Origin of the sequence: Tsuneonella troitsensis (assembly GCF_001441535.1) — a bacterium.
In the GTDB taxonomy this organism is placed as follows: Bacteria; Pseudomonadota; Alphaproteobacteria; order Sphingomonadales; family Sphingomonadaceae; genus Tsuneonella; species Tsuneonella troitsensis.
Map to the genome: position 1 here is coordinate 248,093 of NZ_LMAU01000002.1, position 24,390 is coordinate 272,482.

The 24,390-nt window shown below is 63.8% G+C and carries 22 protein-coding genes and 1 tRNA gene; 4 read left to right on the forward strand and 19 right to left on the reverse strand.

Annotated elements, in window-relative coordinates; translation table 11 throughout:
• Window positions 1-89 precede the first annotated feature (89 nt).
• From AR323_RS04815 to AR323_RS04840, 6 genes are all read right to left on the reverse strand, one after another.
• Window positions 90-1,667, reverse strand: a complete 1,578-nt coding sequence (locus AR323_RS04815; RefSeq protein WP_083495245.1) for a tetratricopeptide repeat protein — start codon at window positions 1,665-1,667, stop codon at window positions 90-92.
• Entirely contained in the window at window positions 1,561-2,937 is a 1,377-nt protein-coding gene (prsR, locus tag AR323_RS04820) for a PEP-CTERM-box response regulator transcription factor (RefSeq protein ID WP_057883172.1), read from the reverse strand. Before prsR ends, AR323_RS04815 begins: the two co-directional genes overlap by 107 nt.
• Window positions 2,937-5,048 carry an XrtA/PEP-CTERM system histidine kinase PrsK gene (gene prsK, locus AR323_RS04825; RefSeq protein WP_057882827.1) on the reverse strand — a complete coding sequence of 704 codons (2,112 nt, stop codon included), beginning with the start codon at window positions 5,046-5,048 and terminating at the stop codon, window positions 2,937-2,939. Before prsK ends, prsR begins: the two co-directional genes overlap by 1 nt.
• A 1-nt stretch (window position 5,049) precedes the next feature.
• Window positions 5,050-6,435 carry a TIGR03013 family XrtA/PEP-CTERM system glycosyltransferase gene (locus AR323_RS04830; RefSeq protein ID WP_057882828.1) on the reverse strand — a complete coding sequence of 462 codons (1,386 nt, stop codon included), beginning with the start codon at window positions 6,433-6,435 and terminating at the stop codon, window positions 5,050-5,052.
• 114 nt (window positions 6,436-6,549) lie between these two features.
• Complete coding sequence (locus tag AR323_RS04835; protein ID WP_057882829.1) at window positions 6,550-6,840, reverse strand: hypothetical protein; 291 nt, start codon at window positions 6,838-6,840, stop codon at window positions 6,550-6,552.
• A gap of 66 nt (window positions 6,841-6,906) precedes the next feature.
• On the reverse strand, window positions 6,907-8,283 hold the full coding sequence (locus AR323_RS04840) for a helix-turn-helix domain-containing protein (protein ID WP_057882830.1): 1,377 nt from the start codon (window positions 8,281-8,283) through the stop codon (window positions 6,907-6,909).
• A gap of 135 nt (window positions 8,284-8,418) precedes the next feature.
• On the opposite strand from AR323_RS04840, the gene AR323_RS04845 reads away from it, so the two are divergent.
• On the forward strand, window positions 8,419-10,017 hold the full coding sequence (locus AR323_RS04845) for an isocitrate lyase (protein WP_057882831.1): 1,599 nt from the start codon (window positions 8,419-8,421) through the stop codon (window positions 10,015-10,017).
• Between the two features lie 44 nt (window positions 10,018-10,061).
• Window positions 10,062-10,241, forward strand: coding sequence for a hypothetical protein (locus tag AR323_RS14930; RefSeq protein WP_057882832.1), 180 nt, complete (start codon window positions 10,062-10,064; stop codon window positions 10,239-10,241).
• Between the two features lie 74 nt (window positions 10,242-10,315).
• Here the strand turns inward: AR323_RS14930 and AR323_RS04855 are convergent, their stop codons facing one another.
• The 5 genes from AR323_RS04855 to efp form a co-directional block, all read right to left on the reverse strand.
• On the reverse strand, window positions 10,316-11,647 hold the full coding sequence (locus tag AR323_RS04855; RefSeq protein WP_057882833.1) for an amidohydrolase: 1,332 nt from the start codon (window positions 11,645-11,647) through the stop codon (window positions 10,316-10,318).
• Window positions 11,648-11,676: 29 nt separating this feature from the next.
• Entirely contained in the window at window positions 11,677-13,473 is a 1,797-nt protein-coding gene (locus AR323_RS04860; protein ID WP_057882834.1) for an SLC13 family permease, read from the reverse strand.
• 62 nt (window positions 13,474-13,535) lie between these two features.
• Window positions 13,536-13,619, reverse strand: a tRNA-Leu gene (locus AR323_RS04865).
• Between the two features lie 68 nt (window positions 13,620-13,687).
• Window positions 13,688-14,476, reverse strand: a complete 789-nt coding sequence (locus AR323_RS04870; RefSeq protein ID WP_057882835.1) for an inositol monophosphatase family protein — start codon at window positions 14,474-14,476, stop codon at window positions 13,688-13,690.
• Between the two features lie 36 nt (window positions 14,477-14,512).
• Window positions 14,513-15,076, reverse strand: coding sequence for an elongation factor P (efp, locus tag AR323_RS04875; protein ID WP_057882836.1), 564 nt, complete (start codon window positions 15,074-15,076; stop codon window positions 14,513-14,515).
• A 180-nt stretch (window positions 15,077-15,256) separates the two neighbouring features.
• On the opposite strand from efp, the gene AR323_RS04880 reads away from it, so the two are divergent.
• Window positions 15,257-15,625 (forward strand): hypothetical protein, encoded by a 369-nt coding sequence (locus AR323_RS04880; RefSeq protein ID WP_057882837.1) that lies wholly within the window; start codon window positions 15,257-15,259, stop codon window positions 15,623-15,625.
• Window positions 15,626-15,636: 11 nt separating this feature from the next.
• Here AR323_RS04880 and AR323_RS04885 read toward each other — a convergent pair whose 3' ends face one another.
• The 3 genes from AR323_RS04885 to thiE form a co-directional block, all read right to left on the reverse strand.
• Window positions 15,637-16,302 carry a M23 family metallopeptidase gene (locus AR323_RS04885; RefSeq protein WP_057882838.1) on the reverse strand — a complete coding sequence of 222 codons (666 nt, stop codon included), beginning with the start codon at window positions 16,300-16,302 and terminating at the stop codon, window positions 15,637-15,639.
• A 7-nt stretch (window positions 16,303-16,309) separates the two neighbouring features.
• Complete coding sequence (locus tag AR323_RS04890; RefSeq protein WP_057882839.1) at window positions 16,310-17,500, reverse strand: L,D-transpeptidase family protein; 1,191 nt, start codon at window positions 17,498-17,500, stop codon at window positions 16,310-16,312.
• Window positions 17,501-17,576: 76 nt separating this feature from the next.
• A complete protein-coding gene (gene thiE / locus AR323_RS04895) occupies window positions 17,577-18,209 on the reverse strand; it encodes a thiamine phosphate synthase (protein WP_057882840.1) in 633 nt (210 codons plus the stop codon).
• 60 nt (window positions 18,210-18,269) lie between these two features.
• Here thiE and AR323_RS04900 point away from each other — a divergent pair, with 60 nt between their 5' ends.
• On the forward strand, window positions 18,270-18,653 hold the full coding sequence (locus AR323_RS04900; RefSeq protein ID WP_152980301.1) for a hypothetical protein: 384 nt from the start codon (window positions 18,270-18,272) through the stop codon (window positions 18,651-18,653).
• Here AR323_RS04900 and AR323_RS04905 read toward each other — a convergent pair whose 3' ends face one another.
• The 5 genes from AR323_RS04905 to tkt all read right to left on the reverse strand — a co-directional run bounded on the left by AR323_RS04905 (window position 18,654) and on the right by tkt (window position 24,294).
• On the reverse strand, window positions 18,654-19,541 hold the full coding sequence (locus AR323_RS04905; RefSeq protein ID WP_057882842.1) for a fructose bisphosphate aldolase: 888 nt from the start codon (window positions 19,539-19,541) through the stop codon (window positions 18,654-18,656).
• A gap of 75 nt (window positions 19,542-19,616) precedes the next feature.
• Window positions 19,617-20,078: a PaaI family thioesterase gene (locus AR323_RS04910; protein ID WP_057882843.1), complete on the reverse strand. Its 462-nt coding sequence runs from the start codon at window positions 20,076-20,078 to the stop codon at window positions 19,617-19,619.
• Window positions 20,075-21,274 carry a phosphoglycerate kinase gene (locus AR323_RS04915; protein WP_057882844.1) on the reverse strand — a complete coding sequence of 400 codons (1,200 nt, stop codon included), beginning with the start codon at window positions 21,272-21,274 and terminating at the stop codon, window positions 20,075-20,077. Before AR323_RS04915 ends, AR323_RS04910 begins: the two co-directional genes overlap by 4 nt.
• Window positions 21,275-21,286: 12 nt before the next feature.
• On the reverse strand, window positions 21,287-22,294 hold the full coding sequence (gene gap / locus AR323_RS04920; RefSeq protein WP_057882845.1) for a type I glyceraldehyde-3-phosphate dehydrogenase: 1,008 nt from the start codon (window positions 22,292-22,294) through the stop codon (window positions 21,287-21,289).
• 14 nt (window positions 22,295-22,308) lie between these two features.
• Window positions 22,309-24,294: a transketolase gene (tkt, locus tag AR323_RS04925; RefSeq protein ID WP_057882846.1), complete on the reverse strand. Its 1,986-nt coding sequence runs from the start codon at window positions 24,292-24,294 to the stop codon at window positions 22,309-22,311.
• Between the last annotated feature and the right edge of the window lie 96 nt (window positions 24,295-24,390).

A 24,390-nucleotide genomic window follows, 5' to 3' on the forward strand; every position in this document is an offset into this window, starting at 1 on the left:
GATCGGCCCTTGGCGAGCCGGGGCCGTATTGTCGAGGCGATCCGCCGCTTTCGGCGTTTGATGCAGGCGATTCGCTAGGGCGCTGGGGCCTATTTCCCTGTTTTCCGCCGCGTAATCAGGACAGTAGCTGCATCGGCATTCAATGGATCGCCATCGGTGTATTCGGCGACCAGAGCGGTCGCTCGATCCGGTTGACCGGACAGATCCAGAGCGGCGGCTGTTCGCCTTACGAGCGGCCATGTCCGCCGGATGGCAGATGCTCTTTGATAATGCCTAACTGCCGTCCGATTATCGCCTGCGGCAAGAGCGGCATCGCCTGCCAAGGCAGCCGCATCGCTCGACCCGGGATTGCGGACGAGAAACTGGTCGGCCTCCGTGCGCGCCTCCAGAAAGCGCGCGTTGACGATTTGATTGCGGACTAGACTGACGGTGCCAGAGCCTCCAGTAGCCATGCCGCCTCCCTCCGCTCCTTCGGTGCCAATAGGAACCGCGCGGAAAACTGGCTCGGCCATAGCCATATCGACGAAAGAGGCAGCGCTTTGCCGGTCGCCAAGAGCCTCGTAGCCCCGCCCCACGAGCATTGCGATATAGGGCGTCGTCGCGCGACCGGAAAATCGTGCCGTGAGTTCGCGATAATTTCCGCCCAGTACAAGCGAACGGGCAAGCAGCGACTGAACCCGCGCGTTATCGGGCTGCCTCCGCGCAAGTCGGTCGAGGTTTTTCGCAGCACTCGCGTAATTGCCGGCCTCCAAATCGATCACAGACTGGAGAATGACCGCAGCAGGGACCTGTCGCTCGAATTCGCCGCTTCGCTTTAGGAGCGTGACAGCAAGGTCGGCACGACCGGCGCGGGCCGCCAGAACAGCCTGGAAGAAAAGCGATCTGGAATTGTGCGGTGCAACCGTCGCAAGCTTACGCGTGGCGCTCAGCATCTCGGTTGCACGGCCAAGATCGCCCAGCGTCGCGGCATATTCGGCCAGCAGGTCGGGATCATCCGGTGCGACCCACAATGCCTGCTCCAGCATTTGCAATGCTGCGCGATTGCCGCGCGCTTCCCTTGTGAGCTGTGCGCGGAGCAGCAACGCCGCGGGATTAGAAGGGCCGTAACGCATGGCGAGCTGTGAAGCTTCGATGGCCTGGGCCTGCTCGCCGCCCCGCCAGCGCAATCTACTGATGTCGACCCAAAGTTCGGGATCTTTCTCACTGACGGCCAAGGCCCGATCGAAGGCGCGTCCTGCCTCCTGCAAGTTGCCCTGTGCCATCCGCAATCGGCCGAGCATGCGGTATCCGTGGCTCGCTGCTTCGGGCGAAAATGCATATCCGGTCAACCAGCGCTCGGCTTCGACGAGGTTCCCTTGGAGAAGTTCCGCTTCGCCCATGTACGAGGCTATCAAGCCAGCCACGCCGCCGGCCAATTCGCGGCGTAACCCGGCCTCGGCGGATTTTCCGTCGCCGGCTGCAATCGACGCCCGCCAATCGCCGTCTTCCATGCCTTCCGTCGTAGCATTCCCGCAGCCCGCCAGGGCAATCGCCAAAAGGGCAGCAATCAGGGCGTGAGACCTACGCCGTAAGGTCATATTGCTTGAGCAGGTCGTACAGCGTTGGTCGGCTGATGCCGAGTAGCTTGGCCGTGCTCGAAATGTTGCCTTCGCTGCGGGCCAGGGCATGGCGGATCACCGTCCGGTCGGCCCGCTCGCGGGCGCTTTTCAGGTTGAGCACCTCGGCACCCTCCTCCCCGTCACCCGAAAGGTCGAGATCGCCGGCGCAGACGAGCTTGCCGTCGGTCATGATGACTGCGCGCTTCACCCGGTTTTCCAGCTCGCGCACGTTGCCCGGCCACGGCCAGGCGTCGATGGCCGCCAGCGCATCCGGAGCGAACCCTTTCACCGAAGGGTTCATTTCGGAGGCAAAGCGCTGGAGAAAGGCCTTGGCCAGCAAGACGGCGTCGCCCGGCCGCTCCGCAAGCGTAGGTATCTTCACCACGATCTCGGCCAGTCGGTAGAAGAGGTCTTCGCGAAATGCACCCGCCGCGATCATGGATTCCAGATCCTGGTGGGTGGCGCAGACGATGCGTGTGTCGACGGGAATCGCGGTGCGTCCACCGATGCGCTCGATCGTGCGCTCCTGAAGAAATCGCAGCAGCTTCACCTGGAGCGGCAGCGGAATGTCGCCGACCTCGTCGAGGAACAGCGTTCCGCCCTGAGCCTGCTCGATCTTTCCCTCGGTGCTTTTGACCGCTCCCGTGAATGCGCCCTTTTCATGGCCGAACAGCTCCGCCTCGAGCAGCGTTTCGGGTATCGCAGCGCAATTGAGCGCGACGAATGCGCCCGTCCTGCGGTCGCTGGCTTCGTGCAGGCCGCGAGCGAGCAGTTCCTTGCCGGTGCCACTCGCGCCGAGGAGCATGACCGAAACCTTGGTGTTGGCCACCCGCTCGATCGTTCGCGCCACCTTGGCCATCTCGGGTGCTGCGGTGATCATGTTGCCGAGAACGGTCTTGTCGTCGCCGACACGGGCGGCAAGGCGCCGATTTTCCGCCTCGATCTCGTGCAGCGCGAACGCCCTTCGCACGATGAGGCCGAGAGCGTCGATGTCGACCGGCTTCTGGTAGAAGTCGTATGCACCGCGCTCGATCGCCGAAAGCGCACTTTCGCGCGCCCCGTGGCCGCTCGCGACAATCACCTTGGTATCCGGCTTCAGCGCCATGATCGCATCGAGGACGGCGAACCCTTCGCTGGTGCCGTCCGGATCCGGCGGCAGGCCGAGGTCAAGCGTCACGACTGCCGGCTCTTCGCTTCGCAAGGCGGCAAGCGCGGTGTCCCGGTCGCCGGCGATGATCACCTCGAAATCTTCGTAGGCCCACTTCAGCTGCGCCTGCAGACCTTCGTCGTCCTCGACCACGAGTAGCTTCGGCTTATGCTGGACTTTATGCTGGGTCATCATGCGACCTCATCGCTAGGAATGGTGTTGGCTACGAACCTCAATGTCGCCGATAACGGCAGAACGGCGGCGAAACGGGTGCCGAGCCCTTCCCGGGACTGCACTTCGAGCCGTCCTCCCATCGCGCGGACGAGCTCCCGCGCTTCGAACGCGCCGATGCCGAAACCCCCGTCCTTCAGAGAAACGAACGGCTTGAAAAGCTTCTCGCGAACGAATTGCGGACTCATGCCGCAGCCGGAATCGATTACCTCCATCCGGCCGTGGAGGCCGTCGGACGAGACGTCGAGATAGACTGGTGCATTATCTTCGCTGGCTTCGATCGCGTTCTGGACAAGGTGGATGAGCGCTTGCTCGAGAGCCTCACCATCCGCCAGGACGAGACACGGTTCGGTGCGTGTCACTTCGACCCTGTGCTGCCCGGAATAGCGGCGCGCAATGCGGCGGGCCACTTCTGTGAGGTCGACAGGGGTCCGCGAAGAACCGCCGGACGCGCCGTAGCGGCTCAGCCGGGCAAGCAGGGCGTTGAGCTTTTCCGCGCTTTTGGTGAGGGTCACCAGCATGTCCGCCCGGAATGCAGGGTTGTCGGCATGCCGCTCGGCGTTTCGCGCCAGCAGCGATAGCTGGCTGGCAAGGTTCTTTATGTCGTGCATGACGAAGGCGATACGGCGATTGAATTCGTCGAACCGCGATGCTTCGATCAGGGCTTCGTGCCCGGCCTGTTCGGCCAGGTAGCTGGCGAGCTGGCGTCCGACGACCTTGAGCAGGTCGAAATCCTCCCAGTCGAGCTGGCGCGCCAGCGGCGGCTTGGCGAGCACCGCGATGCCCACAAGTCGGCCGAAGTGGATCAGGGGCACGACCGCCCATGCGCGGGGGTTCGCAACAAGCCATTCGGGCATTGCATGGAGCCCAGGCGCGGCAGTCTCCGGCGATCGAACTTCATCGAGCTCGACGACCATCCCGGTCCGTTCGAGCATGGCGACCAACTCCGGGTCGCAGGGTGCATCGGGGACTTCGCCCTCGGGCCACTGCCAGGACCCCGATAGCGTCATGCAACCCTCGTCCGAGGGCAGGAACAGCAATGCCCCCTGGCTATCGGTAATGTCCGCCAAGGCCTGCGATGCCCGCACCGGCAATGGGGGCGCATCCGGCCCCGCGCGGCCGATGGTGCCGTTGAACCGCATCCATTCGGACCGGTAGTCGTAGCGGTGCTGGAACAGGTGTTTGAATGCCTTCACCCGCAGCCAACCGCGAACCCTCTTCGACGGAAGCCAGAGCAGGGCAAATGTCGCGGCGGCAAAGACGAAGCCGACCTGGGTGAGGCGAGCGAGCCCCCCGTCCAGAAGGCTCATGGATTCGGCGAGCAACGTGATCGCGACCAGATAGCCTCCGATGACCAGAAGCGAGAGCGACTGGAAGGCAACCGTCCGGCTGGGAAGAATTCTCAGGTCAGCCGCACGAGCATTGGCGCCGATCGCGAATAGGATCGCCACGAGCGCGGTCAACAACCCGCGGAAGGCCGTCAATTCGGCCGGCAGCGAGCCGCTCAACCAGCCCACGGTGTACAGGTTAAGCTGGAAGGCCCACATCGCCGCCAGCGCCGCTGCGGGCCAGCGCAGCACCTGACGCGAAGTCGCCGATGCACCGGCATAAAGGTTGTGGAGCAGAACGAGCGCGCCGATCGCTACGAGAGCCCGAAAAAGCGCCGAAACCGCAAAAGCCACTTCCTGAACCTGCGGGACGCCTGCGAACCGCGCATCCACCATCACGATGGCCGACTGCATGCACTCCACCAGCAGCAGAACGAACACGAGCGGCCGGATCGGCGCGAGGCTCTGGTCGCGCCCGTCGTATCCGAACAGGCGGTAGAGGACGATTATCCAAGCCAGGTTGCGGGCAATTTCGATCAAGTCGGCCAAAGCCGTTCCGGGCCCCCAGGCCGCATTCGTCACACACCAAGCGGCGGATAATCCGAGTGCGGCGACCACGGCCCCATGCTCGCGTCGTGGCGCGGTGGTCCGGTTGAGCAGCACGATGGCGACGATCGCGCAGACGACTGCGCCACCCAGACTCATGAAGAAACCGGCCAGATGCCAGAGAGCGACGCCACCCATCTCAGCGTGCTCCTTCGGACCACAGCACGACGCGCACCGTCTGGAGAATGATCAGCAGGTCGAGGAACGGCGTGTAATTCTTCGCATAGTAGAGATCGTATTCCAGCTTGGCCCGCGCGTCTTCCACGCTGGCGCCATAAGGGTAGTTGATCTGCGCCCACCCGGTTATCCCGGGCTTCACCATGTGCCGCTCCGCATAATAGGGCAGCTTGTCATCAAGGTCCGCGACGAACGCAGGTACCTCGGGACGGGGTCCGACAAAGCTCATCCGGCCGGCAAGGACAGTCCAAACTTGGGGGAGCTCGTCGATCCGGACTTTGCGAATGAAGCGCCCGAGCCGGGTGATTCTCGGGTCGTCCCTTTCGGCCCACTTCGCGCCGCCGGCTTCCGCATCCATCCGCATGGAGCGCAGCTTGTGAACCGTGAACGGCTGACCGTAGAGGCCGACGCGTGTCTGCCGGAAAAATGCCGGACCCTTGCTATCCAGCTTCACCAGCAGGGCGAACAGGGCGATAATCGGAAAGGTTAGCGCGAGAAGGATGCCGCTCGCGGCAACGTCAAACACTCGCTTAAGTGCGCTCGACACCATCCGACCCGATGAGAAGCCGTCCGAAAAGATCAGCCAACTCGGGTTGAGGGTATCGAGATCGACGCGTCCGGTTTCCCGTTCAAGGAAGCTGGAGAAATCGTTGACGTGAACCCCTTGGGTCTTGATCCGCAACAGGTCCTTGAGCGGAAGCGCATTCCGGCGCTCCTCGAGGGCCAGAACCACCTCGCTGGCACCGATATTCGCGACGAAACCGCCGAGGTCGTGAATTGCCGCACGCGGGATCGCCTCGTCGAGTTGGGCCGAGCTTTCGCCCATGCCGATGAAACTCGCCACGACAAATCCGCTTTCCGGTCGTTCCGACAGTGCCTTGATCCGGCGGGCGCGTTCACCTGCCCCCAACACCAGGATCCGGCGCCGGAACGCGGCGGCTCCCAAGATGCTGCCGACCAGCGATCGATTGGCGATCAGCAGCCCGATCGCCAGAAACATTGCGTAAACCAATGTGGACCGCCAGAACGTGTCGCCCGGCAAGAGAAACTCGATCACCGACAATGCGATGAATCCGAGGCTTACGGCAACCAGCAGGCGGGCAACGGCAAAGCGCATCGACCGCAGCGCATCTGCCCCGTATGTGCCGACCGCGATCATCGCCAGCCAAACGACGCCGGCGAAAACCGATAGCATCGCGGCGCGCTCCGCGATGGGACCGGGCACGCTGTCGCTCTGGGAAGCGCGCACTTGCCACGCGATCTCGCCCGCGACCAATAGCAATAGGAGATCGAAAAGTCCCAGCAGCAAGACCGCGTGCGGGATGTAATGCTTGAAAAGACGGATCATCGTCTCGGCCCGGGCGCGCTCCAGTTAAGGTAAACGAGCCCTAAGACCGAGAGATGAAATGTCGGTAAATTTTACAACGCAGTGCTCGACGGGTGCATTGAACCGAAGCCGACGTCAGTTTCCGCCGATCTGGTCCGCGGCATCCTGGGCCGCTTCGCCGACCTGCTGGGCCGCTTCGCCCACCTCGTTCGCGGCACCGGCGACGGCGTTGTCCTTGGCAACTTCTGCCCCGCTCATGTTCGAGAAGATGAAGAAGCCTGCGATCACTGCGATCAGCAGTATGATGGCGATCAGCCAACCCGAGCCGCCACTCCGGCGCGTTTCGCCGTCGGTAATGACGGTGTGGGTGGTGTGCGTGCTACCCGTTTCGGGGTCGCGCACCTCGGTAATGCGTTCTTCGGTCATTGGATCACTCCCTCATTCGATGCGGCGCAAACGAACCACGAGGCGAGTGAGTTCCACGACGAGTGGTTAACCCGCAAAGCGGAATGGGGTCAGCCCCTGCTCCATGGTCGAAAACTGCAGCACGGTTCCGCGTGGCGGCAGCGAGCGCTGAAAGCACCCGGCGACGTGGCACTGGGCGCAGCCCGGTCCGATGACCGTCGCGTCTTCGGCACGAAGCGAAATACCTCTGGCCGCCGCGAGATCGGTCCCCAGACGGCCCTCTAGACCAAGAATGACCGCGAACTTCGCCTCACCTCCCGTGCCCCTGCCCTGAACCGTCCGGGCGATCGTCAGCCAGTGGGCTGGTGCCGCGCCGCTACCGTCGAGAGCGACGGACTGGATGCAGAATTCGCCTGCCCGTTCGAACGCGCGATGGACATTCCACAGCGGACAGCTCGCATCGCTTTCGAGCAGGCTGGCCCCGCTCGCCCCGGAGTAGCGCTTGGAATATTGCCCCGCCCTGTCGATCCTCGCCATGAAGAACGGCAACCCGCGCTGACCAACCCTCTGCAACGTCGTCAACCGGTGAGCCAGGCTTTCGAACCCCACGCCGAACCGGCGCAAGAGGACGGGAATGTCATAGCCGGTCGTTTCTGCCGCTCTCAGGAACCGGCCGTAGGGCATTACGAGCGCGGCAGCGGCATAGGCTGCAACGTGCCTTTCGAACAGCTTGCGAGCGGTATCGTCGGAAAACCGCGCCCCGGCTGCCAGCGCGCCGATTTCCTCGCGGAATTCCAGGAGCGCGATCTGGAGCGCGACTTGAAACGTCCGCGACGCGGGGTCGAGCATTTCGTTGAGCTGCAACTGCCGCGCGTGGAGATCCAGCCTGCGAATGTTGTCGGGCATGACGTCGCGGGGCAGGATGCGGATCGCAAGCTGGTGCCGTTCGCGCAACCGCTCTGCCAACGCCGCATAGGTATCGCCGCGAGAGAGACGGAGCTCGTCGGCCAATTCTTCGGCGGCTGAATCGAGGTCGGCGAAATGGTTGCGCCACCGCTCGATCTCCCGCCGTGCAGCCTGCGTCGGATCGTCGCGTCTCTTGGCCGGGTCGCTGTTGTCATACAGGCGCGCAAACGCGGCCGCTGCCTGCGGAGCTGCGGCCAGGAACTCGGCCAGTTCATCCCGATCGATGCCAAGGTCGGCAAAGCGTTCGTCGGACATCCGGCGGGCAAGTCCATCGAGCCCGCCGATCGTCTCGTTCTCTCGCAACGACAGCGGGTCGTAATCGAATTGATCGACGACCTGCAGCACGACCCGGGCGGACAACGGCCGTTGATTGCGTTCGATCAGATTAAGATAACTCGGCGATATGCCAAGGCGCGCGGCCATTGCACCCTGCGTCAAACCCTCGCGCTTTCGCAAGCGGCGCAGCGCCGGACCGGCAAATAGGGCACTTTCCGACATTGTAAATTCCTTTACAGAATTACAACTAACATAGCCCAATGCTGCCGCGATAGACAAGATAGTGTGTAAAATGTTCGTGCTGCTGAAGCGCGTGAGGATTATCCCGGGTTCAACACTACCCAACGGGATTTCGACATGACCTACCAGACGACCACCACCGAACTCCGCCACACGATCGAAGGTGCCGGTCAACCCTGGGCTGCGATCGACGCGGAAAACGCAGCGCGCATGCGGCTGCAGAACCGCTTCCCCACCGGGCTCGACATCGCGCGCTACACCGCGAAAATCATGCGCGAAGACATGGCGGCATACGACGCCGATCCGGCGGCCTACACGCAGTCGCTGGGCTGCTGGCATGGGTTCATCGGCCAGCAGAAGCTGATCGCGATCAAGAAGCATTTCGGGACCACCAAGAAGCGGTACCTCTATCTATCGGGCTGGATGATCGCGGCCTTGCGCAGCGAGTTCGGCCCCCTGCCCGACCAGTCGATGCACGAGAAGACTTCGGTTCCGGCGCTCATCGAGGAACTCTACACCTTCCTTCGCCAAGCCGACGCTCGCGAACTGGGCGGCCTGTTCCGCGAGCTCGACAAGGCGCGCGAAGCCGGCAACGAGGTCGAAGCGGCGCGTATCCAGCAGGCGATCGACGGTCATGAGACGCACGTCGTCCCTATCATCGCCGATATCGATGCCGGCTTCGGCAACCCCGAAGCGACCTACCTCCTCGCCAAGAAGATGATCGAGGCCGGTGCCTGTGCGATCCAGATCGAGAACCAGGTGTCCGACGAAAAGCAGTGCGGCCACCAGGATGGCAAGGTCACCGTTCCGCACGAGGACTTCCTGCAGAAGATCCGCGCCATCCGCTATGCCTTCCTCGAGCTGGGTGTCGAGGATGGCGTGATCGTGGCGCGCACCGACAGCCTGGGTGCAGGGCTCACCAAGCAGATCGCCTTCAGCCAGGAGCCCGGCGACCTCGGCGACCAGTACAATGCCTTCCTCGATTGCGAGGAGGTCGATGCGACCACCCTCGGCAATGGCGACGTGCTTATCAGCCGCGAGGGCAAGTTACTGCAGCCCAAGCGCCTCCCCAGCAACCTCTATCAGTTCCGCCCCGGGACCGGAGAGGACCGCTGTGTCCTGGACTGCATCACGTCGCTGCAAAACGGAGCGGACCTGCTGTGGATCGAAACCGAAAAGCCGCACATCGGCCAGATCGGCGGCATGGTCGATCGCATCCGCGAGGTCATTCCTAACGCCAAGCTGGTCTACAACAACAGCCCCAGCTTCAACTGGACGCTCAATTTCCGTCAGCAGGTCTATGACGCTTGGGCCGAAGAAGGCCGCGATTTAACTGCCTACGATCGGGCGCGCCTGATGAGCATCGAATACGACGGCACCGACCTCGCCGAAGAGGCGGACGAGCGCATCCGAACCTTTCAGCGCGACTCTGCGGCTCAGGCGGGCATCTTCCATCATCTCATCACGCTGCCGACCTATCACACCGCGGCGCTCAGCACCGACAACCTCGCCAAGCGATACTTCGGCGACGAGGGAATGCTGGGCTACGTCAAGCAGGTCCAGCGCGAGGAAATCCGCCAGGGCATCGCCTGCGTGAAGCACCAGAACATGGCCGGGTCCGACATCGGCGACGACCACAAAGAGTATTTCGCCGGCGAAGCGGCCCTGAAGGCCGGCGGCGAGCATAACACGATGAACCAGTTCGCTGCTGCCTGACGGCGACCTGCGAACCCGGTTCTATAAAGTCGAGGAGAGAAAGGATGACCACGATGACCGAGGAAGCCCCCCGTACCGAGCCCGGCCGTGCACGCGCGCTGCTCTCCACCGCGGATTTTCGTCTGCTACGTACGGCCTTGACCGCCTATGCGCGGACGATCGACGACCGGGACGAACTCGCCCGGATCAACGCCCTGCATCACCGGCTGGGCACTTATACCTGACCTGACGATCTCCTGGGGAGGAGAGACGGTCGCCGGGTGACCCCCTCACCCGGCGGCCGTCAAATAATTACCGGTCAGCCGCCCGATGCCGGCATGAGTTCTAGCGCGGCACCAGCCAGCGCCTCGGTCGCCGTCGAGATCACCTTCTCCGCGTCGGGCGCCCAGAATGGGCTGTGCAGCGAAGGCAGTTCGATCTCTCCCGCCTCGGCCTTGGCGATCTGATCCTGCGGCACTCCACCGACCCAGAAAATAAGCGTTTCTACTTCGCGATCGGCGCGGTGGAACTGGCTGAAATCCTCGCCCCCCATCACCGGCGGGACTTCCTTGACCCGTTCGGCACCGAACCGCTCGGTCAGGATGCCGGCGACCCGCTTGGTGAAATCCGGCGTGTTGTAGGTAGCGGGGGTGTAGGGGTCTTCGACCGTCACGACCGGCATCTGCGCGTCGGTCATCCCCGCCGCAATCGCCTCACCCCGCGCGATCCGACTGATTCCATCGAGCAATTGCTTGCGGGATTCATCACTATAACTGCGAACGGTCAGTTGAAGCTTGGCTTCGTCCGAGATGATGTTGTGTTTCGCGCCGGCATGGAAACTGCCGACAGTGACGACCGCTGGTTCGAGCGGATTCTTCTCGCGGCTGACGAGCGTCTGCAGCTTCATCACGATTGAACTGGCGAGCACGACCGGGTCCTTGGCCGTATGGGGATAGGCGCCGTGCCCGCCGACGCCCTTTACCGTGATATCGACGCTGTCGACATTCGCGAGAGCGAAACCGGAAGTGTAGGCGATCTGACCCGCGGGATATTGGGCGGCATCGTGAAAGGCAAGAACGTAGTCCGGCTTGGGAAATCGGGTGTACAGGCCGTCTTCCAGCATCGCGAGCGCGCCGAGGCCGAGTTCCTCCGCCGGCTGCCCTATCATCACGACCGTGCCCGACCACTCGCTCTTGCGTTCGGCGAGCAGGCGCGCCGCGCCGATCCACGAAGCCATGTGCGTGTCATGCCCGCACGCGTGCATGATCCCGGTGGTGACGCCCGATTCAGGCGTGCCCTGCGCCTTCGAGGCGAAAGGCAAGCCCGTCTGCTCGACCACCGGCAGGCCGTCCATGTCCGCGCGCAACATCACGACCGGACCCGCGCCGTTGCGCATCACGCCGACCACACCGGTCTTGCCCACGCCTTCGGTCACTTCGAACCCCATCGCCTTGAGGCGAGTCGCAAGCTTCTTGGCGGTTTCCACTTCCTGGAAGCTGAGTTCGGGATGCTCATGAAGGTCGCGGTAAAGCGCCATCAAGTCGGGCATGTCGGCTGCCACCGCCTCGCGCAGGTCGTTTGCGACCAGCGGCGAACCGGTCGCGGCCAATGCCAGTGCCAGTCCTGTACCCAGGATCGATCGAAACTGCATATTCCCCCCTCGTTGTTGTCGTTACCGCTCTACATCTTGTACGTTATCACCAGCAGGATCGACAGCGTCACCGTCATCAGCAGGACCAGCGGAACACCCGTCCGGATGTAGTCTTTGAACTCGTAACTGCCCTCGGCCATAATCAGCATGTTGGTCTGGTAGGCAATCGGCGTTGCGTAACAGAGGTTGCAGCCGAACAGCACCGCAAGGATCAAAGGCTCGGGCGGCAGGCCGAGCTGCTGCGCGATATTGAACGCGATCGGCGTGCCGACGGTCGCCGCGGTCGCGTTGCTGGCAAAGTTGGTCAGCAGGGTCACGAACAGCATGATCGCTGCGAGCACGCCTGCGGGGCTGAGGAACTGCAGGCCAAGCGACATTGCCTGACCCAGCCACAAAGCTGCGCCGGTATCGCCGATCAGGCGCCCCAGCGCGATGCTCGCGGCGACGAGTACGATGACCTGCGCCGAAAGCGCGCGGCCAACGCGTTCGAATTTCACGCATCCGGTCACGAACATGAGGATCGCCCCGGCCAGCGCAGAAATAGCGATCGGCAAGAGGCCGATGGAGGCAAGCCCGACCGATCCGAGCATGATTGCGCCCGCCAGTACCGCCTTCGATCGGCGGGGCAGCTCGCGCATGCCTTCTAGGATCAGAAGGCTGTCTGCGCGGGCAAACGTCTGCAGCGGTTGGGGCAAGCCCATCACCAGCAGCACGTCACCTTCCGCAATGCGTAGATCGGCAATAGCGGTCTCGGCCTGGTCGCCGATCAATCTCTTGGGGCGATGGATGCCAAGCACCGCCACACCATACAGGTCGGCTATGCCCGAGCTGGGCAGCGTACGCCCGATCAGCCGCGAGTCTGCAGTGACCGTCATCTCGACGACCGCGATATCCTCGCGCGTGTCCAGTGACTCCTTGCGGATGCGATCGATCACCCAGGCAGGCGCAACCTCGCCCTTCAGCGTGCGCATCGCTTCCTCGAGCGCGTCGTGCGTACCCGAGATCGTCAGCTGCTCGTGCGATCCCAACTTGCCGGTGGGTCGATCGTGGAACTCGATCTCGGCGGGAAGGCGCGGCATGATCGCGGCAAGTTCCTGCCCAGTCAGTGCGCTGCCTTCGCTCAGACGTAACCGGGTGACGAACCGACGCTTCTCGTGAATTTCCTCGGTCCGATTGTCGCCGAGCAGGCGCGGCGCGACGAGCCAGAGGTAGGGCAACGCAACAACCGCCGCCATCAGCACGATGGGCGTAAAGTGAAACACGTTCATCTGGGGCATCCCCAGATCGCGCGCGATCGAGACGACGAGCAGGTTGGTCGATGTGCCGATCGTCGTGGCCATCCCCCCGATCAGGACCGCCGCATTGATCGGTATCAGCGTTTTCGATGCCGCCATGCCACCGCGTACGGCCAGCGAGACGAAGATCGGCAGAAGCAGCACCAGTACCGGCGTGTCGTTGACGAACATCGACAGGAAGAACGCCATCAGCAGGGATACGAGCAGGCCCAGTTGCTGGTTGATCTTGAACACGCGCTCGAGGACCCGCGCGAACGGCTCCAGCGCGCCTGTGACCACCAACCCCCGCCCCATGATCATCAAGGCGCAGATCGTGATGAGCGCGTAGTGACCGAAGCCCGAGAACGCGAGCACCAAGCCGTCGGTCGGCTGGGTATGCGGCAAGGGAAAGAAGTAGAGTCCTACCGCGATCACCGCGATGGTGAGGAGCGACACGATCTCGGTGCTCATTCGCCCGCGGGCGAATGCCACGAACATCGCCACCGTCACGATCATCGCGCCGAGCGCGTGCAGACTGGGAGCGTCGATCATCGCTCCGATGCCTCACAGAGCACGCGAGGCATTTCAAGCGATTATCGGGCCAAGCCCGAATTTGGTACCCCTGGCCCGACTCGAACGGGCACGTCGTAAGACAAACGATTTTGAGTCGTTCGCGTCTACCATTCCGCCACAGGGGCTCCGCAGCGCGGGGAGCCTTAGCCGCCGGTTTGCGCCGCGGCTAGACCCAGATCGCTTGAGCCGTGCGCTATTTGAGCGCGGCGGCGAGTTCCTTGTGCAGCTTCGAGTGCAGGCCGTCGTTGGCGGCCAGCACCTGCGTGTCGCAGACCGGTTGCGAGCGGCCGCGGAAATCGGTGACGAAGCCGCCGGCCTCGCGAACGAGCAAGCATCCCGCTGCGGTATCCCAGGGAGCAAGATCGCTTTCCCAGAACCCGTCGTACCGTCCGGCGGCCACCCAGGCGAGATCGAGCGAGGCCGCCCCGAAGCGCCGTATGCCCGCCACCTGCGGTCCAAGGGCACCATAGATCCGCGTCCATTCGGCGAAATTGCCATGGCCCTGGTACGGCATCCCGGTCGCGACGAGGGCGTCGGACATCCGCGAACGGCTCGATACGCGAAGGCGACCGTCGTGCAGCCATGCGCCGCGGCTCTTCTCGGCCCAGAACGTTTCGTCGGTGATCGGCTGATAGACGACCGCCGCGGTCACCTCACCCCAACCCTTGCCGTCGAGCGTCGGCTCCTGCGCGGCGATCGAGATCGCGAAGTGCGGGATGCCGTGCAGAAAGTTGCTGGTGCCGTCGAGCGGATCGATCACGAAGCGGGGCATGCCGTCTTCGCCGGGGATCTCTCCGCCTTCTTCCATCAGGAAGCCCCAACCGGGGCGCGCAACCTTCAGCTCGTCCCACAGGGTGCGCTCGGCAATCTGGTCAGCCTTCGAGACGAAATCCGAAGGACCCTTGCGGCTGACCTGGAGGTGCTCGATCTCGCCGAAGTCGCGTCGCAGCTTGCCGCCCGCCTTGCGGGCAGCTTTTTCCATGACGCGAATGATAGCGGAAACTGCCACAGGTAGTCCTCAGCCAGCCTTGCCGACGTAGGTACGCTCGTAGACGTCCACGACGATGCGGGTGCCGCTTTCGATGTGCGGCGGCACCATCACGCGCACGCCGTTGTCGAGCACGGCGGGCTTATAGCTGGACGAAGCGGTCTGGCCCTTCACCACCGCATCGGCCTCGACGATCGTCGCTTCGACCTGTTCGGGCAGCGCGACCGAGATCGGCTTTTCGTCCCACAATTCCAGGGTCACATCCATGCCGTCCTGCAGGAACGCCGCGGCGTCGCCCAGTAGGTCGGTCGGCAGGTTGATCTGCTCGTACGTATCCTTGTCCATGAAGACTAGCGCATCGCCGTCCGTGTAAAGGTACTGGAATTCCTTCTGATCGAGCCGCACGCGCTCGATCGTGTCCGCGCTGCGAAAGCGGACGTTGGTTTTGCGGCCATCCTGCAGGTTCTTCATCTCGACCTGCATGTACGCCCCGCCCTTGCCCGGCTGGGTGTGCTGAATCTTGGCGACCTTCCAGATGCCGCCTTCGTATTCGAGAATGTTGCCGGGACGAATGTCCACGCCGGAAATCTTCATGGTGGAAAGAGCCTTGGGTTGGGAAACTTGGGGTTCGAAAATCGGGAGCGCTCCACGATCTTGCGGACGCACTGCGCGGCGCGCCTTAGCCGCTTGGCGGATGCGGGGCAAGCAGACCCCCCTCAATCGCGAAAACGCGAGCGGTAGTCGTGCGGCGGCGCAGTTGCTATATTCGCCGCCATGATCAAACGGACCACGATTTATCTCGCTCTGGCCACAGCGCTTGCGGCTGCCGGAGCCCGTGCAGAGGGCAGGCTCGGAACGCTCGAATCCGGACGCTATCTCTGCGAGGTGCCGGGCGACGCGGCAGGTCTCGCTTCGATCCCTTTGAAGGATATGTGGTTCGACGTCATCAACGCGTCGAGCTACACCGCGTCTGCGGGCAACGGGACCTATTTGCTGACCGGGAAGACCCTCGTTTTCACGAGCGGTCCGTACAAGGGAATGAAGTTTACACAGATGGGCGCACGGACGCTCAGGGCTTCGGATGCAGCGGGTGACTTTGCCAAGATGCGTTGTGTGCGAACCGGACGCGGCGCCGCCGATTGACCCTGTTCCGGCTATCGCCGGACGAGCAGCGGATAGGGACTGATCGGGGTCGACGGCTCCCACCACTCCGCCCCCGGGGTGGTCCGCATGATCGCAAAATGCAGGTGCGGCGCTTCGGGATCGGCATTGCCCGTGTAACCGACGCTGCCTAGCCGCTGGCCGCGGCGGACCTTCTGCCCCTCACGCAAACCCCCAGCGTAGTCCTTGAGATGGGCGTAATAGTAGATGGTCCGGCGGTCGTCCGAGCGGATGTATATCGTCTTGCCCCCGGCTTCAGACAGGAACAGGCGCTCGATCGTTCCCGGGTTCGCCGACACGATCGTAGTACCCTCGGGCGCCATGATGTCGATCGCCTCGTGCAAGCGCGCACCCCCTTCCCGGCTCTGCGTGAAGGTGTCGGTGAGATCGCTGGGCCGAATGCCAAGGACCGGCACCATGAGCGCAGCGCCGGACTGAGGTTCGGGTGCGATCTGGTCTTCCGTGTCGAGGGACCGCGTGCTCGACGTACCCGCCTCGAAGAACGAGCGCGGGCTGGGTGCAGCCTCGGCGGGCCGCGTCTTGCCGATCTGACTCGCACCACGTGCGCCTTCGAGCACCGTCCCACCTGCCACGATCCAGGCGGCGCTCGTGAGCGTGGCGGTGACGACGATCGTGAGGATCCGGTCGAGAGCGCCCATCGTGAGGTCAGGCCACGAATTCGACTTCGACGCCCGGCCGCACCATCTGTGCGAGGCGGGCCGCGTCCCAGTTGGTCAGGCGCACGCAACCGCTGCTCTGAGCGCGGCCGATCGTCTCGGGATCGGGTGTGCCGTGAATGCCGTAGTGCTCCTTGCTAAGGTCGATCCAGACCACGCCCACCGGACTGTTCGGCCCGGGCGGAAGCTGCTGCTTCCCGCTGTCGTCGTCGTTGCCAAGGACCCGAGGATCATAGGTGAACGGCGGATTGGGCGCCTTCCCGTTTATCTTCCAGTTACCCAGAGGCAACGGAAAGCGGCTGCTGCCCGACGATACGGTGAACAGCGCAACCAGCTTTCCAGCTTCGTCATAGGCTTTGAGCGTGCTCTCGCTCTTGCTGACGACGATCTTTTCGACATTCGGCTGCTCGGTACCCACGCCCAGGCTCTGGAGGGTCTGCTGCCAGTCCGGATCATCGACCGCGCCCGGCGCGATCCGGTCCCCGCCGATGTTGGGCACGCGGATTATCTGGCCCGCAGCAAAGGTCGAGACTGGCCTTTCCGGAGCAGTGGCGGATTCTGTCGGAGAAGGCGACGGCTCCGGCGCGGAAGTTGTGCTCCCCGCTTTGCCGGCTGGCTGACCGCCAGGGTTCAGCATCTTCAGAACCTCTACGGTCGTGTGAAACCGCTCGGCCAGTTTCTCGTCGAGGGTCTGGTATCCCAAGCGCTCGAGCTTGGCCTGATCCTCGGCATCCTTCGGAATGGCGGCATATTCGAGCGTGCCCCAGTCGGACGGAATTCGGACGACGCGCGTCGCCGGGATCGATTTCCATTGGTCAAGCTTGGCAGTAGTCGCCTCGTCCATTTCACCAGTGACTTCGAAACCGTTCGCCTCCTGAAAGCCCTCCAGCGCGTTCTCGGTCGACAGGCCCATTTCTCCGTCGATCACGCCGGGGCCGAAACCCTGGCGGTCCAGCACGACTTGCGCCTGCATGACGGGTCGCTCCTCGCTATCGGGAATGTCGGGCACGTCGGAGGCCATGTCCGCCCCGTCACGCGAAGCCATGGTGTCGGCGAGGCTTTCCGTGGTGGCATTCGCCGTTCGGTCGGCTTCCGAAGTCTCGTCGGCGTTGCGATCGGTGCCATTCAAACCGCAGGCAGCAAGAGCTAGGAGCGAGGCGGCGGCGATGAAATGGCGCATGGAGGTTCCCTGAAATACGGGACGCGACCCGTCCCTCGTCAAGGCAACGACCGAGCCCGAAAATATATCCGCCGTCTTAGCCGGCTCGTTCGGTAGCCGCGGCGATCGCCCGGTGGAACGCTGCGACGTTGGCTGCCGGATCGCCGTTCCACACAGCTGCGGATACGGCGAGAAAGTCCGCGCCGGCGCTGACAAGCGGACCGCAATTGTCCGGCGTGATGCCGCCGATCGCAACGCAGGGAATTTCGAACAGTCCCTGCCACCAGGTCAGGAGTTCCGGTTCCGGTCGGTGCTCGCTCATTTTCGTGGTGCTCGGGAAGAAAGCCCCGAACGCGACGTAGTCCGCGCCGGCATCACCCGCCTCCATCGCAAGATGCCGACTGGCGTGGCAGGTGACCCCGATCTGCGCCTCGCGCCCCAGAATTTCACGCGCCTCGCGCACGTCTCCATCCGACTGGCCGAGATGGACGCCATCGGCACCGATGCGCTTGGTGAGGGCGACGCTGTCGTTGACGATGAAGGCGCAATCGTGCCCCGCGCAGATAGTCTGAAGCGGCGCCGCGAGGCGCGCTGCCTCGTGCTGATCCAGGCCTTTCACCCTGAACTGGAACGCCGCGACCGGTCCCGCGCCAAGCGCCGCTTCCAGCCTGACGGGAAAGTCACCTCCGACGTCCAAAGGAGATATCACATAGAGTTCGCTCGGCATCATGGGCTGGCTAGGTAGCGGCCATTCAGGCAACCGCAAGCGGTAGAGGTGCGTATGGGCAGCATGAAAGCTGTCTTCGCGCTCTCCGCTTCCGCCCTGATCGGTGCCTGCACCATGGTTCCGCCGCCCAACAGCACCCCGCCGCAACCGCAGGGCTACGCGGTTCCGTTCGATGTGCCGGTGCGCGTGGGCGACCTGGTCGTCACACCGAAGAAGATGGTGGAGGACAGTCGCTGCCCTATGAACGCCCGCTGTGTCTGGGCCGGGCGCGTTGTGGTGACCGCCCGGATAGTCGGCCCGGGGTTCTCCGACACCGCCGACCTGACGCTGGGCGAACCCTTCGGCACGAACGGCAAGATGCTCGCCCTCGTTAGCGTTCGGCCCGAGAAGACGACGCAGGCCGAGATTGGCCCGCGCGACTACCGCTTCGCCTTCGAAGCTCGCTGATCAGGTAACGCTGGCGGCCTGAATACGGTCGATCGCTCCGCCGAGCACCGAGTCGAATTCGTCGTCGTTCTGCGTCGCGCGCAGGTCCTGCAGCAGGCCGCGGCTGAAACTGGCGATCATACCCTCGTTCGCCTCGAGCTTTTCGCACGCTTCGTCGGTGGAGAACCCGCCCGACAGCGCGACCACGCGCAGGACTTTCGGGTGGTCGACCAGCGGCTTGTAGAGGTTCGCTTCCACCGGGATCGAGAGCTTGAGCATCACCTGCTGGCCCTCGGGCAATGCGTCGAGATCCTTGAGGATTTCGGCCAGCAAAACCTGCTCACCTTCTCCGCGGTCGGCCGCCTTGATGTCGTATTCGGGTTCGAGGATCGGCATCAGGCCGGCGGCAGTGATGCGCGCACCCTCGGCGAACTGCTGCCGAACCACCGCCGCGATGCCTTCTGCATCGTTCGACTTGATTACCGACCGCATCTTGGTGCCGAACACGCCCTTGGCCTTGGCGCGGGCAAGCAGGCTTTCGAGGTCGGGCATCGGTTTCATCAGCTGAACGCCGTTCGCCTCGTCTTCGAGGCCTTTATCCACCTTGAGGAAAGGGACCACCCCGCGCTCGGCGAGGCGTTCGGGCACCGGCTTGCCGCCGCTCATGCCGTCCATGGTCTTTTCGAACAGGATTGCGCCGATGACCTTGCCGTTGCCGAAGCACGGGCTCTCGATGATCCGGCTCCGCATGTCGTGGATCAAGGCGAACATCTCTTCCTCGCCGGTCCAGGATCCGTCTTCGATCCCGTATCCGGTCAACGCCTTGGGCGTCGATCCGCCCGATTGATCGAGTGCGGCGATGAAGCCCTCGCCGGTGGCGATGCGGTCGGTCATTTCAGCGTGATTCATCGTCGATCCTCAAGTCCGTGCATAGGTATGCGCGGGCGTCCGATAGCCACCTTGCGGGGCAGCGGCAACCCGTGGTCAGGCGCGCTTGCCGACCTTGCGAATGATCCCGGTGAAACCGAAGACCGGCGCGCCGTCCGCCGTGATGGTGCCGCGCACGAATATCGTCTTGCCGCCGGCGCGCGTAACCTCTCCACGTGCTTCCATCCACTGCCCGACGCGGGCCGGATCCAGGAAATCGCAGCCCATTTGCAGGGTTACGGCGAAGTTGTCCTTCAGGTGATGCTCGGCAATCGAAAACAGCGCAAAGTCCGCGAATGTCATGAGGCAACCGCCATGCATGAAGCCGCCGCCATTCATGTGTTTCTGTTCGGCGCGGAAGGCGCAGACGATCTGACCGTCGTCCTCGGTGCGATAATAGAACGGACCGGCACGGGTTTCGAACGCATCGTGCGGCCAGTTCATCCAACCGGCAAACTCGCCTTCCTCGATCACGCGGGGTCCGCGCGGCGACTGGGTGACGGCGGGTTCCTCGCTCATGACTGCAGTGCCTTCACACCCGGAAGCTCACGGCCTTCCATCCATTCGAGGAACGCGCCTCCTGCCGTCGAGACATAGGTGAAATCTCCCGCCGCGCCGGCGTGATTGAGTGCCGCCACGGTGTCTCCTCCGCCGGCTACCGATACGAGGCTGCCATCCTGTGTCAGCGCGGCAGCCGTGCGCGCGAGAGCGACGGTCGCCTCGTCGAAGGGAGGCGTCTCGAAGGCACCGAGCGGGCCGTTCCAGACCAGGGTGCGGCAGGTCTTCAGAACATCGGCCAGTGCCTCGACTGCGGCAGGTCCGACGTCGAGGATCATTTCGTCGGCAGCGACCTCGTGCACGTTGCAGGTCCGCAGAGAAGCCGGGTTGGCGGCGAACTCCTTCGCGACCACGACGTCATAAGGCAGGTGGACCGTGCAGCCGGCATGGTCGGCCTTGTCCATGATCGCGTTCGCCGTGGCGGCAAGATCGTGCTCGCACAGGGATTTCCCGACATCGACGCCGCGCGCTGCGAGGAACGTATTGGCCATGCCCCCGCCGATGATGAGATGCTGGACTTTGGTGACGAGGTGTTCGAGCACCGCGAGCTTGCTCGAGACCTTGGCACCGCCGACGACCGCTACGACCGGCGTTTGCGGATTGCCGAGCGCGGCGTCGAGCGCCTTCAGTTCCTTTTCCATCGCTCGTCCCACGTAAGCCGGTAGCAGATGCGCGAGACCTTCGGTGGAGGCATGGGCACGGTGCGCGGCGGAAAAGGCATCGTTGACGTAGAAGTCGCCGTGCGCGGCGATCGCCTTGGCAAACTCGGGATCGTTCTGCTCCTCGCCGGGCCAGAACCGCACGTTGTCGAGCAGGCCGATGTCGCCGTCGCGCAGGATGCCGATCGATTGTGCGACCACCGGGCCGGAGACCTCGGGAATGAACATGATCTCGCGGCCCAGCACGCGCTCGGCATCGCCCATCACCATGCTGGTGCTCATCACCGAGCTTCGCTGACCCTTGGGCCGCCCGAAGTGGGCGAGCAGCAGCACCTTGGCCCCGGCATCGGCCAGTTCCAAGATCGTCGGCGCGCTCGCCTCGACACGCGTGACGTCGCTAGCGCGCCCCTCGTCCATCGGCAGGTTGAGGTCCACGCGCACGAGCGCGACTTTGCCGCGCACGTCGCCCAGATCGTCGAGCGTCCGGAAGCCTGCCATTGGTATCGTTCCTTAGATGAACTTCGCCATCACTCCGGCGGTATCGATCATGCGGTTGGAGAAGCCCCACTCGTTGTCGTACCAGCTGACGACACGGGCGAGCTTGCTTTCGAGAACGGCCGTTTCCAGCGAATCGACGGTAGAAGACGCCGGGTAGTGATTGAAATCGCTCGAAACCAGGGGCTGGTCGGTATAGTCGAGAACGCCCTTCATCGGACCGTCCGCCGCAGCCTTGAGCGCGGCATTGATCTCTTCGACCGATGTGTCGCGACCCGGCACGAAGACCAGATCGACCATCGATACGTTCGGCGTCGGGACCCGGACCGAGCTGCCGTCGAGCTTGCCCTTCAGTTCGGGTAGGACCAGTCCGACCGCGCGGGCGGCGCCGGTGGTCGTCGGGATCATGTTCTGCGCCCCGCCGCGCGCGCGGCGCAGATCGCTGTGGATCTGGTCGAGCATGCGCTGGTCGTTGGTGTAGCTGTGGATCGTGGTCATGAACCCGCGCTCGATCCCGATGGTGTCGTTCAGCACCTTCGCGACCGGGGCGAGGCAGTTGGTGGTGCAGCTGGCGTTTGAGATGATCACGTCTTCGGCGGTCAGCGTGTCGTGGTTGACGCCGTAAACGATCGTCTTGCTGACGCCCGTCGCCGGGGCCGAGATTAGGACCCGCTTGGCGCCTGCTGAAAGGTGCGGGCGCGCGCCTTCGTCCGACTGGAAGAAACCGGTGCACTCCATCACCAGGTCGATGCCGTTGTCGCCATGCGGTAGCTTGCCGGGATCGCGCTCGGCGGTCACGTGAATGCGCTTGCCGTTGACGATCAGGTCGTTGCCGTCGGTGTCCACCTTGCCGGGGAACCGGCCGTGCGTGCTGTCGAAACCGAACAGGACGGCGTTCGACGCCGTGTCGGCGAGGTCGTTGATCGACACCAGTTCAAGGTCGTGGTCGCTGCGCTCGAGAATGGCACGCGCGACGAGTCGCCCGATGCGTCCGAAACCGTTGATCGCAACCTTGGTCGCCATGTGAAAAGCTCCTGCTAAATACCGAGTTTTGCTGTGATTTTTGGAACGATAGCTTCGGCGGTGAAGCCGAACTTCGCGTAAAGGTCTTCCGCCGGGGCGGAGGCGCCGAACCGGTCGAGGCCGATCCGCAGTCCGTTTGTCATAGTGTAACGGTCCCAGCCCAGCGTCGATCCCGCCTCTATGGAAACGCGCAGTAGTTGCTCCGGCGGGACGTTCGGCAGCAGTTCGTCCTTGTAGGACTGCGGCTGCGCCTCGAACAGTTCCATGCAAGGCATCGACACCACGTCCGCCCCGATGCCCTGCGCTTCGAGCGCATCGGCCGTCGCCACGGCGACCTCAACTTCGGAGCCGGTGGCGATCAGGATCACCTTGCGCTCCGCTTTCGCGGCGCGAAGGCGGTAGGCGCCTTTCGCGCTGAGGTTGCCGCCCTCGCTGCGGAGCTGCGGCAGGTTCTGGCGGCTCAGGGCCAGGACCGAGGGCGTCTCCGGCGTCGACAGCGCGAGTGCCCAGCACTCGGCGGTCTCGATCGTGTCGCATGGGCGGAACACGTTGAGGTTCGGTATCAGCCGCAGGCTCATCAGTTGCTCGACGGGCTGGTGCGTGGGACCATCCTCGCCAAGACCGATGCTGTCGTGGGTGAATACGTAGATCGCCCGCGTCTGCTGCAATGCGCTCAGGCGAACGGCGTTGCGGCAATAGTCGCTGAAGATCAGGAACGTGCCGCCATAGGGGATCACGCCGCCGTGCAGCGCCATCCCGTTCATCGCGCAGGCCATGCCGAACTCGCGGATGCCGTAGTAGAGGTAACGCCCGGCATAGTCGCCAGCGGTCAGCGGCGATGTCGCCTTGGTCTTGGTATTGTTCGAACCCGTGAGGTCGGCCGAGCCGCCGATCATCGCGGGGATCGCGGCGGTCAGCACTTCCAGCGCCATCTCGCTCGCCTTGCGGGTGGCGACCGTCTTTGGCTCGGCGAGCAGGCCTGCGATGTACTCGTCGAGGGCATTGGTGACGAATTCACCCCTCATTCGAGCGCTGAATTCTGCGCCAAGGCCTGACGAATCAAGCCTGGCCTGCCAATCGGCGTGCAGGGCCTTGCCGCGCTCACCCGTCGCGCGCCAATCGGCGAGTATTTCGGCGGGTACCTCGAAGGGCTTTGCCGTCCATCCAAGCTCGGTACGAGCGGCGGCAACTTCATCGTTACCCAAGGCGGCGCCGTGGACTCCGCTGGTGCCCTGCTTGTTAGGGGCGCCCTTGCCGATCACGGTGCGACACTCGACCAGCACCGGCTTGTCGGTGAACGCCGCCGCTTCGCCCAGTGCGCGGTCGATGTCGGCGAAATCGTGACCGTCGCACGCGATCACGTGCCAGCCCGAGGCTCGATAGCGCGCCGGGATATCTTCGCAGGTCGAAAGCGAAGTCGACCCGTCGATCGTGATGCTGTTGGAATCCCACAGCACCTTGAGCCGACCGAGACCGAGATGTCCGGCGAGGCCGATCGCCTCGTGATTGACGCCTTCCATCAGGCACCCGTCGCCCGCCACTACCCAGGTATCGTGATCGACTATGTCGGTGCCGTAATGTGCGTTCAGGTGCCGCTCGGCGATCGCCATGCCCACCGCCATCGCCAGGCCCTGACCGAGCGGACCCGTCGTGCACTCGACCCCGTCGAGGAGGAAATTCTCAGGATGGCCGGCGCAGGGGCTGCCCAGCTTGCGGAAATTGGCGATGTCCTCGATCGTCGGACGTTCGTAGCCCGACAGGTAGAGCAGGCTGTAGATCAGCATCGATCCGTGGCCTGCCGACAGTACGAACCGATCGCGATCCGCCCAGTCGGGCGCGCTCGGATCGAACTTCAGATATTTCGAGAAGAGCACGGTGGCGACGTCGGCCATGCCCATCGGCATTCCGGGGTGCCCCGAATTCGCAGCCTGGACCGCGTCCATCGAAAGCGCGCGGATGGCGTTGGCCATCGGCGCCAGGAGGGCGGGGTTCGGCGTCATCGCGGCAGGGCTCCTCGGCAGGCGATTCGGTTGCGCGCCGACCCCTTCGCGGACGGGTCGGGCAAGGTCAAGGCAAGTGCCCCGCTAGTTCCCGGC